The sequence below is a fragment of the Streptomyces sp. GC420 genome, from assembly GCF_009916105.1.
Classification (GTDB): domain Bacteria; phylum Actinomycetota; class Actinomycetes; order Streptomycetales; family Streptomycetaceae; genus Streptomyces.
The window spans coordinates 1-10,542 of the sequence record NZ_JAAAXQ010000302.1 but is presented as its reverse complement, the minus strand read 5'-3'; the positions used below and the strand labels follow the sequence as shown (position 1 = coordinate 10,542).

10 protein-coding genes and 2 pseudogenes are annotated in these 10,542 nt (G+C 71.4%); 7 read left to right on the top strand and 5 right to left on the bottom strand.

Annotated elements, in window-relative coordinates; genetic code table 11:
* Positions 1–139: pseudogene (locus tag GUY61_RS40605) on the bottom strand (ribokinase); the annotation flags it as partial.
* Positions 140–152: 13 nt separating this feature from the next.
* On the opposite strand from GUY61_RS40605, the gene GUY61_RS28600 reads away from it, so the two are divergent.
* On the top strand, positions 153–1,196 hold the full coding sequence (locus tag GUY61_RS28600) for a magnesium and cobalt transport protein CorA (RefSeq protein ID WP_398957235.1): 1,044 nt from the start codon (positions 153–155) through the stop codon (positions 1,194–1,196).
* Positions 1,197–1,232: 36 nt separating this feature from the next.
* On the opposite strand, the gene GUY61_RS28595 is transcribed toward GUY61_RS28600, so the two are convergent.
* The gene (locus tag GUY61_RS28595) at positions 1,233–1,847 is read right to left on the bottom strand and encodes a TetR family transcriptional regulator (RefSeq protein ID WP_166633151.1); all 615 of its coding nucleotides are present in this window, start codon (positions 1,845–1,847) and stop codon (positions 1,233–1,235) included.
* Between the two features lie 112 nt (positions 1,848–1,959).
* Here GUY61_RS28595 and GUY61_RS28590 point away from each other — a divergent pair, with 112 nt between their 5' ends.
* Genes GUY61_RS28590 through GUY61_RS28580 form a run of 3 tightly spaced genes read left to right on the top strand, consistent with a single transcriptional unit; the run spans position 1,960 to position 4,632 of the window.
* On the top strand, positions 1,960–3,480 hold the full coding sequence (locus GUY61_RS28590; protein ID WP_166633150.1) for an FAD-dependent oxidoreductase: 1,521 nt from the start codon (positions 1,960–1,962) through the stop codon (positions 3,478–3,480).
* 5 nt (positions 3,481–3,485) lie between these two features.
* Positions 3,486–3,821, top strand: a complete 336-nt coding sequence (locus GUY61_RS28585) for a YnfA family protein (protein ID WP_166633149.1) — start codon at positions 3,486–3,488, stop codon at positions 3,819–3,821.
* Between the two features lie 55 nt (positions 3,822–3,876).
* Positions 3,877–4,632 (top strand): SDR family NAD(P)-dependent oxidoreductase, encoded by a 756-nt coding sequence (locus tag GUY61_RS28580; protein WP_166633148.1) that lies wholly within the window; start codon positions 3,877–3,879, stop codon positions 4,630–4,632.
* 125 nt (positions 4,633–4,757) lie between these two features.
* On the opposite strand, the gene GUY61_RS28575 is transcribed toward GUY61_RS28580, so the two are convergent.
* A complete protein-coding gene (locus GUY61_RS28575) occupies positions 4,758–5,951 on the bottom strand; it encodes an RtcB family protein (protein ID WP_166633147.1) in 1,194 nt (397 codons plus the stop codon).
* 171 nt (positions 5,952–6,122) lie between these two features.
* On the opposite strand from GUY61_RS28575, the gene GUY61_RS28570 reads away from it, so the two are divergent.
* From GUY61_RS28570 to GUY61_RS28560, 3 genes are all read left to right on the top strand, one after another.
* Positions 6,123–7,016 (top strand): DUF3558 domain-containing protein, encoded by an 894-nt coding sequence (locus GUY61_RS28570; RefSeq protein WP_208106573.1) that lies wholly within the window; start codon positions 6,123–6,125, stop codon positions 7,014–7,016.
* 35 nt (positions 7,017–7,051) lie between these two features.
* Positions 7,052–7,780, top strand: a complete 729-nt coding sequence (locus GUY61_RS28565; RefSeq protein WP_166633145.1) for a DUF3558 domain-containing protein — start codon at positions 7,052–7,054, stop codon at positions 7,778–7,780.
* Between the two features lie 236 nt (positions 7,781–8,016).
* Positions 8,017–9,420 (top strand): DUF2637 domain-containing protein, encoded by a 1,404-nt coding sequence (locus GUY61_RS28560; protein ID WP_166633144.1) that lies wholly within the window; start codon positions 8,017–8,019, stop codon positions 9,418–9,420.
* Positions 9,421–9,525: 105 nt separating this feature from the next.
* On the opposite strand, the gene GUY61_RS28555 is transcribed toward GUY61_RS28560, so the two are convergent.
* Together GUY61_RS28555 and GUY61_RS28550 are read right to left on the bottom strand one after the other, a co-directional pair.
* Positions 9,526–10,185 (bottom strand): 4'-phosphopantetheinyl transferase superfamily protein, encoded by a 660-nt coding sequence (locus GUY61_RS28555; protein ID WP_166633143.1) that lies wholly within the window; start codon positions 10,183–10,185, stop codon positions 9,526–9,528.
* A pseudogene (locus GUY61_RS28550) lies at positions 10,182–10,542 on the bottom strand (metallophosphoesterase); the annotation flags it as partial. The pseudogene GUY61_RS28550 and the gene GUY61_RS28555, both read right to left, overlap by 4 nt.

Sequence of the window (10,542 nt, the reverse complement as noted above, 5' to 3'; positions counted from 1 at the left end):
CCGCCGGACCGCCCAGGATGAACCGTGCCTCGTGCTCGTTGACGACCAGCGGGTCGCACGCGGCAAGTACCTCCGCCGGGAGCGGCGCGGGCGGCGACGGATTGAGTACGAGCCGGGAGCCGGGAGCGGTACGCCGCGCCTCCGTCCGGCGCGTGGACCTGAGCCATCCCGCCAGGTCCCCGCTGGGCAGCGCCGTCGTCAACTGCGTGGTCTACCTCGACGGCGTGCGGCAGGCCGGCGGCCGCACGGCGGACGAGGCACTGCGGCAGCTGCGCCAGGACGGCCAGGGCGCCGGTTTCGTCTGGCTCGGCCTGCACGAGCCGGACGAGGCGGAGTTCGCCGCGGTCGCCGAACTGTTCGGCCTGCATCCGCTGGCTGTCGAGGACGCCGTGGCGGCCCGCCACCAGCGGCCCAGGCTGGTGCCCGACGAGGACACGCTGTTCGCGGTCTTCAAGACGGTCCGCTACGTCCCGCACGACGCCCTCACCGCGACCAGCGAGGTCGTGGACACCGGCGAGATCATGGTGTTCATCGGGCGCGATTTCGTCATCACCGTCCGGCACGGGCTGCACGGCTCGCTCGGCCCGGTCCGGGAGGCCCTGGAGGCCCGCCCGGAGCTGCTGTGCAAGGGCCCGTCGGCGGTGCTGTACGCCGTCGCCGACCTCGTCGTGGACGAATGCCTCACGGTCACCGACTCGCTGCACGAGGACATGGACGAGATCGAGTCGGCCGTGTTCTCCGGCCAGGCGGGACACGGCGACGCCGGGCGGATCTACCAGCTCAAGCGTGAGCTGCTGGAGCTCAAGCGCGCCGTCGCACCCCTGCAGACCCCGCTCCAGCGGCTGGCCGTCCACCCCACGTCCCTCGTCGACTCCGGCATGCAGCCGTACTTCCGGGACGTGGTCGACCACCTGGCCCGAACGGCGGAGCAGATAACGGCCTTCGACTCGCTGGTGGACTCGATCCTCCAGGCCCATCTGGCACAGGTGACCGTCGCCCAGAACGAGGACATGCGGAAGATCACCGCGTGGGCCGCGGTCGTCGCCGTGCCGACGATGGTCTGCGGCCTGTACGGAATGAACTTCGAGCACATGCCCGAGCTGCACTGGACCTTCGGCTATCCGCTCGTCCTCGGCGTCATCGCCGCCGCGTGCTTCACGATCCACCGCGTCTTCCGCCGCAACGGCTGGCTCTGAGGCGCGGGCGGGTACGGGCGGGTCTCCCGGCCGGAGCTACGGGCGCTCGGCCGTCAGGTAGCGCTGGACCGTCGGCGCGAGCCAGGCGATCACCTCGTCACGGGACATGGCCACGGCCGGAGGCAGCCGCAGCACGTAGCGGGCCAGGGCCATGCCGAGGATCTGCGAGGCGACGAGGGCAGCCCGCGTCTGCGCCTCGTCCGGGTGCGGGCAGACTCCGGCCGCGACCGGCCCCAGCTGCTCCTTGAAGATCCGCTGGATCCGCTCGGCACCGCCGGCGTTGGTCATGGCGACCCGGAGCAGCGCCGTCAGCACCTCGTCCTCCTCCCAGCGGTCGAGGAAGTGGCCGACGAGGACCGGCCCGACATGGGTGCCGGGCAGCCCGCCCAGCTCGGGCAGACGCAGGTCGAACTCGGAGGCCGCGGCGAACAGCCCCTCCTTGCTGCCGTAGTAGCGCATGACCATCGAGGGGTCGATGCCGGCCTCGCGGGCGATGGCGCGGATGGTCGCGCGTTCGTATCCGTCGGCGGCGAAGCGCTCGCGCGCGGCCTCGATGATCGCCGTGCGGGTGGCGTCGGAGCGGCGCGGAGCGGCGGCGGCGCGCGCGCCCGGCGGGGGCGCGGGCTCCTGCCCGGCAACGGGATCTGTCATATGGGCAACCTATGCCAACACGCGTGGGCCAACAACTGTTGACTTATCCCTGCACGGCGCCCTACATTTGCCAACAAGCGTTGACCAACAACCGTTGGCATCAGGAGGCGTCATGGCAGGCAGCACCCGCGACACTCCCCGCACCCGCCCTTCCGACACCGCGGACGTCCTGATCGTCGGCGCGGGCCCCACCGGAATGACCCTCGCCGGTGACCTCGCCGCCGCCGGGCTCGCCGCCACCGTGCTGGAGAAGCGTCCGCCCGGGACGAGCAACCTCACCCGAGCCTTCGGTGTGCACGCCCGCACACTGGAGCAGCTCGACGCCCGCGGACTCGCCGACGAACTCGTCGCACGGGGCCGGCAGGTCACCGAGCTGCGCGTCTTCAACCGCCTCTCCCTGGACCTCGGCCGGCTTCGCACCCGCTTCCCCTTCCTGCTCGTCACCCCGCAGTACGAGGTCGAGCGGCTGCTGGGACGCCGGGCGCTCGAAGCCGGGGCCTGCTTCCGGTACGGCACCGAGGTCACCGCCCTCCGGCAGGACGCCAACGGCGTCGAGGCGGTCGTGAGAGAGGAGGACGGCACCGCCCGTACGCTGCGCGCGCGCTACCTCGTCGGCGCCGACGGCGTCCACAGCGCCGTGCGCGAACTCCTCGGCCTGCCCTTCCCCGGCGCATCCGTCATCAAGTCGATCGTCCTCGCCGACGTCCGGCTCGCCGAAGAGCCCGAATCGCTTCTCACGGTCAACGGCACCGGAGGCACCTTCGCCTTCGTCGTCCCGTTCGGTGACGGCTGGTACCGCGTCATGGGCTGGGACCGCGGCCACCAGGTCCCGGACAGCGAGCCCGCGGACCTCGACGAGGTCAGGCGGATCGCCCGCACAGCGCTCGGCACCGACTTCGGCATGCACGACGCACGCTGGATCTCCCGCTTCCACAGCGACGAACGCCAGGTCCCCGCCTACCGCGACAAACGTGTCTTCCTCGCGGGCGACGCCGCCCACGTCCACTCCCCCGCGGGCGGCCAGGGCATGAACACCGGCATCCAGGACGCCGTCAACCTCGGCTGGAAACTCGCCGCCGTCGTGCGCGGGCAGGCCCCCGACACCCTGCTCGACACCTACCAGAGCGAACGCCACCCCGTCGGGCTCATGGTGCTGCGGAGCAGCGGGGCCATCGTCCGCCTCGCCATGGCGCACACCCCGCTCCAGCGCGCCGCCCGCTCCCTCGCCTACGGCTTCCTCGGCACCGTCATGCCCGCGGCCCACCGGGCGATGGGCATGATCTCCGGCACCGGCATCGCCTACTCCGCCCCCAGGAGGGCCCACCCCCTCACCGGCAGGCGCGCCCCCGACATCGCGCTCGCGGGAGGCACGCGCCTCTACGAGACCTTGCGCGGCGGCCGCTTCGTCCTCGTCACGCCTCGGGGCGAGGCACCGGGCGAGGCCGCGGACGGGACGTCCGGCCCGCCGGACCTGTTCGTCCACGCCCACTGGGCCGGTCCCCGCCGCACGGCGCTCCTCGTCCGCCCCGACGGATACATCGCCTGGGCCACGGACGAGAAGGACCCCGCTCGGCGCGCGACCGCGCTCCGCACCGCCCTCCGCACCGCTGCGAACAAGGGGATGGCAGGCTGAGCCCCATGCTCGTCGCCCGCTCCGCCGCCCTGTTCCTCCTCGCCGCGCTCCTCGAGATCGGCGGGGCGTGGCTGGTCTGGCAGGGCGTCAGGGAACATCGCGGGTGGATCTGGATCGGCGCGGGAGTGCTCGCGCTCGGCGGCTACGGCTTCGTCGCCACGCTCCAGCCCGCCGCCGACTTCGGACGCATCCTCGCCGCCTACGGCGGGGTGTTCGTCGCCGGGTCCCTCGCCTGGGGCATGGTCGCCGACGGGTACCGCCCGGACCGCTACGACATCGCCGGCGCCCTGGTCTGCCTCACGGGAATGGCCGTGATCATGTACGCACCACGCCCCCGATAGCCTGGACCGGAAGCACACTACGAGCAGCCAGACCGCCGGACGCGAGGAGCCACGCATGACCACCCGTACCGCCGTCGTCACCGGCGCGAGCAGCGGCATCGGCGCCGCCACCGCCCGGCACCTCGCGGCCGCCGGCTACCACGTCGTCCTCACCGCCCGCCGCAAGGAACGCATCGAGGCCCTCGCCGCCGAACTCTTCGCGGCCGGGCACCGGGCCACCGCCCATGTCCTGGACGTCACCGACCGGCCCGCCGTCGACTCGTTCGCGGCCTCCCTGGACCGCTGCGACGTCCTCGTCAACAACGCCGGGGGCGCCCTCGGAGCCGACCCGGTCGCCACCGGAAGGCCCGACGACTGGCGCCTCATGTACGAGGTCAACGTCATCGGCACCCTCAACGTCACCCAGGCGCTGCTCCCGGCCCTCACCGAATCGGGCGACGGGACCGTGGTCGTCGTCTCCTCCACCGCGGGCCACGCCACCTACGAGGGCGGTGCCGGTTACGTCGCCGCCAAGCACGGCGCCCACGTCCTCGCCGAGACCCTCCGCCTCGAGATCGTCGGCACCCCCGTCCGCGTCGTCGAGATCGCCCCCGGCATGGTCAGGACCGAGGAGTTCGCCACCACCCGCTTCCGCGGGGACACGGAGAAGGCCGCGACGGTTTATGCGGGTGTCGCCGAGCCCCTCACCGCCGAGGACATCGCCGACACCATCACCTGGGCGGTCACCCGCCCCTCCCACGTCAACATCGACCTCCTCGTCGTCCGCCCCCGCGCCCAGGCCTCCAACACGAAGGTCCACCGCGAGCTCTGATCCCTGCCGGGCCGCACGGGCGGGCCGCACGAGAAGGCCCGCCCGCACGCAGGGGGCGCACGGGCGGGCGGGGCCCACGGGCCCGGCCCGCCGGGCGACGGGCCGCGGGCGACGGGCGACGGGTGTCAGCCCTTCACGCAGACGACCTGCTTCAGCTTGGCGACGACCTCCACGAGGTCCCGCTGCTGGTCGATGACCTTCTCGATCGGCTTGTACGCGCCCGGGATCTCGTCCACGACCCCGGAGTCCTTGCGGCACTCCACGCCCCGCGTCTGCTCCTCCAGGTCCCGCGTCGAGAAGCGGCGCTTCGCCGCGTTGCGGCTCATCCGCCGCCCCGCGCCGTGCGACGCGGAGTTGAAGGACTTCTCGTTCCCGAGACCCCTCACGATGTACGAACCGGTGCCCATGGAGCCGGGGATGATCCCGTACTCGCCGCCGCCCGCGCGGATCGCACCCTTACGCGTGACCAGCAGGTCCATGCCCTCGTAGCGCTCCTCCGCCACGTAGTTGTGGTGGCAGGAGATGACGGGCTCGAAGGTGACCTTCGCCTTCCTGAACTCCTTGCGGACCACGTCCTGGAAGAGCCCCATCATGATCGCGCGGTTGTACTTCGCGTACTCCTGCGCCCAGAAGAGGTCGTTCCGGTAGGCCGCCATCTGCGGGGTGTCCGCGATGAACACCGCCAGGTCGCGGTCGACGAGACCCTGGTTGTGCGGCAGCTGCTGCGCCTGGGAGATGTGATGGTCGGCCAGTTCCTTCCCGATGTTCCGGGAACCGGAGTGCAGCATCAGCCAGACGGAACCGGTCTCGTCCAGGCAGAACTCGATGAAGTGATTGCCGGAGCCGAGCGTTCCCATCTGCTTCAGCGCCCGCTCCCTGCGGAACCTGACCGCCTCCGCCACTCCCCCGAACCGGGTCCAGAAGTCGTCCCACCCGGCGGTCTGGAAGCCGTGCAGGCCGCCCGGGTCCACCGCCTCGTCGTGCATGCCGCGGCCCACCGGAATGGCCTGCTCGATCTTGGATCGGAGCCGGGACAGGTCGCCGGGAAGGTCGTTCGCGGTGAGGGAGGTCTTCACGGCGGACATGCCGCAGCCGATGTCGACGCCGACGGCGGCCGGGCAGACCGCACCGTGCATGGCGATGACCGAGCCGACCGTCGCGCCCTTGCCGTAGTGGACGTCCGGCATCACCGCGAGGCCCTTGATCCACGGCAGCGTCGAGACATTCCGCAGCTGCTGCATGGCGCCGTCCTCGACGGACGCGGGGTCCGCCCACATGCGGATCGGAACCTTCGCGCCCGGTACCTCCACGTACGACATAACTTCCCCATTCCCCCGATAAGTCTGAAAACGCAAAAGCCTGCCAAGCGCCAACAAAAGGGATATCGGACCGGCGTTCACGGCGGTGCGTGCGATACACATTGTGTCCAGTGGCCGTGTTGACGCGGCAACCCGTTTTCGTCTCGGAAGGAGCCAGGGACCGTGCAGCGAATGGCCCGGAAGGCCGCTGTGCCCGGCATCGCCCTGCTTGCGGCGCTGCTCGTCGGCTGCACCGGCGGCTCCGGTCTCGGGGACCCCGCCGAGGACTCGAAGCCCGGAGCTTCGGAGACGACGGCCGCGGCGGCGCCCGGCAAGTACTCCACGCTTCCCGAGCCCTGCGGCAGCGTGGAGCCCGAGTCCCTGGAGCAGTTGCTGCCCGGCGCGAACGAGCTGGCCCCGGAGAAGCGGGAGAAGCTTTTCGAGGGCACGGCCACCGTGACGTTCGACACGGACCGGCGGGTCGGCTGCCGGTGGAGACTGGACTCCGTGAGCGGCACCCGGCATCTCCGCATCGATTTCGAGCGGGTCGTCTCCTACGACCGCACGGTGAGCGACGACGACCGCGCGAACGAGGTGTTCGGCGACAAGCAGTTGGCCGCCGGCGTCCCCTTCGCGGCGGGCACCTCCGGCTCCTCGGCGCCCGCCGCGCCCTCAGGGCCCTCCGGCTCCTCCGCGTCCGCGCCCCCCTCCGGTCCGGCCGCCACCTCGCCGTCCTCCCCCCGCAAGACGTCCGGGCAGGACGCCGGGGAGCCGAGCCGGGACACGGACGACGACACCTCCGGCTCCCCGGACGGCACCCCTGGATCGCCCTCCTCCACCGCCGGTCTCGAACCGCGCGAACTGGACGACCTCGCGGACGCGGCCTTCCTCGACACCGGGCTCTCCGAGTCCGGCTCAACGGTGAAGACCCGCACCGTCAGCGTCGTCTTCCGCTCGTCCAACGTGGTCGTCACCATCGAGTACGCCGAGCAGCCGGGCCGTATCACTGAAGTACCCGACAACAAGGAGCTGCAGGACAGGGCACTGGACCTGGCCGGTCAACTCGCCGAGTTGTTCAGCGACTGATGCCGCAGCCCGCAGAGCTCATGAACGAAGGAATCATGCACCTCACAGCCCAGCGACTGGCCCGACTTCTCGCCTGCGCAGCCGTCCCGGTGATGCTCGTCGCCGGGTGCTCCTCCGACTCCGGATCCGACTCCGGCAAGTCGAAGAAGGGCTCAGGCGGCTCGTCCTCCGCCTCGCCCTCGGCCACCAAGGCCTCGCCGTCCCTCGCGCCGGCCGTGTACGACACCCTCCCCGACGCCTGCAAGACCCTCGCCAAGAAGACCGTCACGGGCCTGGTCCCCGGCGCGGAGGACAAGACCGGCAAGGCCGGCAAGTCCTCGGACGTCCGGACGCGCGCCGGCTGCACGTGGAACGGTCTGGACGACAACGGCCTGAAGGGTTCCCAGTACCGCTGGCTGGACGTCTCGCTGATCCGCTTCGACTCGGACGCGGCGCTGGGCGGCAGCGGTGAGGAGCGTGCCACCGACCACTTCGCGAAGCAGGTCACGGCGGCGCAGACCACTGAGGGAGCGAAGAAGGTCAAGTCCGTTGCGGCGGAGGGGATCGGCGACGAGGCGACGGCCGTCCGCTACGAGCTCCGCAAGACCGACGAGGACTTCAGGAACCAGACCGTCGTGGTGCGTACGGAGAACGTCGTGCTCACCCTCAACTACAACGGCGCGGGCTACGCGGGGGCGAAGACCCCGGACCCCGACGAGCTGATGAAGGACGCGCAGAAGGCCGCGAAGGAGGTCGTGGCGGCGATAGCCACGGCCAACGAGTAGCCGCCCCGCGCCACGGACGCACGCCACGCGGCCCTGCCTGCCGGAATCCGGCAGGCAGGGCGGCCCGTCCACGCGCCGGCACCCGTCGCGGGAGCCCGGTTCCCATGCCGCGAACCGGGCTCTTGCCATGCCCGCGCGCCCGTTCCTCGCACGGTTGTGCCAAGCTGTCCCGCGCCTATCGCTCGCCGTTGGCGTGCCAGTGACAGAGGTGACTGAAGGTTGGGAGGGGATCGCGGGTGGCCGCGATGAAGTTGACACGCACACACCGCCTGCTGATCGGCGTGGTGGTCACCGGGGCGGTGATCATCGCCGCGATCGGTTTCGCCGGTTCGTACGCCGCCGTACGCGAACTCGCCGAGCAGAAAGGCTTCGGCGCCTTCTCCCTCGTCTTCCCGATCGGCATCGACGCGGGCATCTGCGTGCTGCTCGCCCTGGACCTCCTGCTGACCTGGATCCGGATCCCGTTCCCGCTGCTGCGCCAGACGGCATGGCTGCTGACGGCCGCGACCATCGCCTTCAACGGCGCGGCCGCCTGGCCGGACCCGCTGGGCGTCGGCATGCACGGCGTCATCCCGATCCTGTTCATCGTCTCCGTCGAGGCGGCCCGGCACGCAGTCGGCCGGATAGCCGACATCACCGCCGACAAGCACATGGAGGGCGTCCGGCTGACCCGCTGGCTGCTCTCACCCGTGCCCACCTTCCTGCTCTGGCGGCGGATGAAGCTGTGGGAGCTGCGCAGCTACGAGCAGGTGATCAAGCTGGAGCAGGAGCGCCTGGTGTACCAGGCGCGGCTGCGCTCCCGGTTCGGACGCGCCTGGCGCCGCAAGGCACCCGTGGAGTCGCTGATGCCGCTGCGGCTGGCGCGCTACGGCGTGCCGCTGGCGGACACGGCCCCGGCGGGTCTGGCCGCGGCCGGCATCGAGCCCGCCGTGATCCCGGCGCAGCGCGCCGACGAGTTCCCGGCGGTCGGGCCCCAGGCACAGGGCCATCCCCAGCCCCGGCTCCAGTCGCAGACACAGCCGCAGCTCCAGGCCCAGCCGCATCGGCATCCGGACCAGCAGCCGCAGCCGGCGCTCCAGCACCCCAAGCCGCAGACCGTCTACGAGCCCGTGCAGCACTGGCCCGAGTCGGAGCTCCAGAAGCAGGTCCCCGCCACCCATCACAGCCCCTGGTTCGCGGCCCCCAAGGTCAGCCCGGCCGCCTACGAGGGCTCGTACGACCCCGCCGCCTACCCCGATCCCGCCCTCGACCCGGCTCTCGGCGCTCCGGCCGAGCCCGTCCTCCACGACGAGCAGGACCGGCGGGCCGACGCGCAGGCACAGGCACAGGCACAGGCGGTGCCTGCCCAGGAGGCGTACGAGGAGCAGCTCCAGGCCGAGGAGGCGTACGAGCAGCCGGTCCCTGGACAGGACATCCCGCTCCCAGAGCTGTCCGAGGCGGAGTTCCTCAGCGAGGCGTACGGGGCGTTCCGCACGTACGTCGACCAGCACGGCGAGTACCCCAACCACGAGACGCTCGACATACTCCTGTCGGACATGCACGCCGTGACGCACCCGCGCAGCAAGTCCCTGATCCGCAACTACCAGGACGACTTCAAGAAGCAGTACGAGATCGAGCGGGAGTCGGAGCACATCGCCTGATCCACCCGGCGTCCCGCGCACGGCGCCCGCGCCCGTCACGACACGAAGGGCCGCCCCCCGCCGCCCCCCGGAAACTGCGGTTTCCGGGGGGCGGCCCTTCGCCGCTCACGCCCTCGGCACCGCGACGGCAGCGGCCACGAGATTTCCACGGGCCAGCCATCGGCCGGTCAGGCACTCCACCGTGTCCCCGTCCGGAGGCCGGAAGGGGACACGAATACGTGCGGTGAAGGAGGATTCCCCGACATCCACCTCGATGTCGGCGTCCTCGAACTCGAGACGGCTTCCCGTCGCCGGGAACCAGGCTTTGTACACAGCCTCCTTCATCGTGAACAGCACGCGCCCCCAGGACACGCCCGGTTCGATGTCGCCGAGTCTCCGCAGGCGGGCGATCTCCCCGGGCAGAGCGATGGCCTCGAGAACACCGTCGGGCAACGGCCCATTGGGCTCGGCGTCCACACCCAGCATGGCGATGTCGGTCGTACGGGCCAGCGCCGCGACGCGATATCCGGCGCAGTGCGTGATGCTGCCGATCACGGTGTGCGGCCAGCGTGGGGCTCCGTGCGGGCCGGGAAGCACGGGCGCCGGCGGCAGGCCGAGCCCGGCGAGCGCCCGGCGGGCGCAGAGCCGTGCCGTCGCGAACTCACGCCGACGCACCTCCACGGCGTTCGCCACCACCCTGGCTTCCTCGGGGTAGAGCTCGACCGGTTCCGAGTCGTCGAACGCCTCGGACACTACGACGCAGTCCGGGAGTATCTCGTCGATCACGGCGTCCTCGTCTCGGGCAGGACACGGCGGGGGACGTTCCGGGGATGTCCCGGGCGGCGCCATTCACGCGGGTAGCCGACGGAAACCTCCTCGAAGCACACGCCGTCGTGCCATGTCGTCCGGGGAATGTGCAGGTGGCCGTAGACCACGGAGCGCGCACGGAACCGCCGGTGCCAGTCGGCTGTACGCACGGTGCCGCACCACTGCGCGAACTCGGGGTGGTGGAGGATCCGGGTCGGTTCCCGCACCAGCGGGTAGTGGTTGACGAGCACGGTGGGCAGGGCGGGGTCGCAGGCCGTGAGGCGTCGTTCGCTCTCCCTCACACGTGCGTCGCACCATGCCTCACGGCTGGGGTAG

Coding starts and splice junctions, on each gene's coding strand:
- GUY61_RS28565 (WP_166633145.1), top strand. CDS start 7,052: ATGCACCTCACAGCCCAGCGACTGGCCCGACTTCTCGCCTGCGCAGCC.
- GUY61_RS28575 (WP_166633147.1), bottom strand. CDS start 5,951: ATGTCGTACGTGGAGGTACCGGGCGCGAAGGTTCCGATCCGCATGTGG.
- GUY61_RS28595 (WP_166633151.1), bottom strand. CDS start 1,847: ATGACAGATCCCGTTGCCGGGCAGGAGCCCGCGCCCCCGCCGGGCGCG.
- GUY61_RS28580 (WP_166633148.1), top strand. CDS start 3,877: ATGACCACCCGTACCGCCGTCGTCACCGGCGCGAGCAGCGGCATCGGC.
- GUY61_RS28590 (WP_166633150.1), top strand. CDS start 1,960: ATGGCAGGCAGCACCCGCGACACTCCCCGCACCCGCCCTTCCGACACC.
- GUY61_RS28585 (WP_166633149.1), top strand. CDS start 3,486: ATGCTCGTCGCCCGCTCCGCCGCCCTGTTCCTCCTCGCCGCGCTCCTC.
- GUY61_RS28570 (WP_208106573.1), top strand. CDS start 6,123: ATGGCCCGGAAGGCCGCTGTGCCCGGCATCGCCCTGCTTGCGGCGCTG.